Here is a 792-nt window from a genome sequence, read left to right as displayed (position 1 = left end):
CTTCGGCCAGGCCCAGCACATAGCCGGTGATGATGGCGCCGAGGATCGAGCCCATGCCGCCGACGACCACCACGGCAAAGACCACGATGATGATGTTGGAGCCCATCAGCGGGCTGACCTGATAGATGGGAGCCGCCATGATACCGGCGACACCGGCAAGCGCTGCACCCAGCGCATAGGTGAAGGTCAAAAGCAGTGGCACATTGATGCCGAAGGCCTTGACCAGTGTCGGGTTTTCGGTGGCGGCGCGCAGATAGGCCCCAAGCTTGGTCTTTTCGATCAAAAGCCAGGTGCCAAGGCAGATGATCAGCGAGGCCACGACCACCCAGGCGCGATAATTCGGCAGGAACATGAAGCCGAGATTATTGCCGCCAGCAAGCGACGGCGGCACGGCATAGGGCTGTCCGGCAGCGCCATAATAATAGCGGAACGTGCCTTCGATCACGAGCGCCAGGCCGAAGGTGAAGAGCAGGCCATAGAGCGGATCGAGGTTATAAAGCCGTGACAGCGCCACGCGCTCGACGATCGCGCCGCCGAGACCGACGATGATCGGGGCCAGAACAAGCGCTGGCCAATAGCCGATGCCAAGCCAGCTCAACAGCAGATAGCCGACAAAAGCGCCCAGCATATATTGCGCGCCATGGGCAAAGTTGATGATGCGCAAAAGCCCGAAGATGATGGCAAGGCCAAGGCTCAGCATGGCGTAGAACGAGCCATTGATGAGGCCGACCAGCAACTGCCCGAGAAGCGCCTGCAAAGGGATTCCAAAAATCATTGTCATGTCAGACTCCC

1 protein-coding gene is annotated in these 792 nt (G+C 59.6%); it reads right to left on the bottom strand.

Features of this window, described 5'->3' with window-relative positions:
* A partial coding sequence (locus JAU75_RS23870; protein WP_199058950.1) for a branched-chain amino acid ABC transporter permease occupies positions 1-781 on the bottom strand: 781 nt, incomplete at its 3' end.
* Positions 782-792: the final 11 nt, after the last annotated feature.

This window comes from Ochrobactrum sp. Q0168, assembly GCF_016427605.1.
In the GTDB taxonomy this organism is placed as follows: domain Bacteria; phylum Pseudomonadota; class Alphaproteobacteria; order Rhizobiales; family Rhizobiaceae; genus Brucella.
The sequence above is the reverse complement of the archived record's forward strand: the minus strand, read 5'-3'. Positions and strand labels throughout refer to the sequence as shown.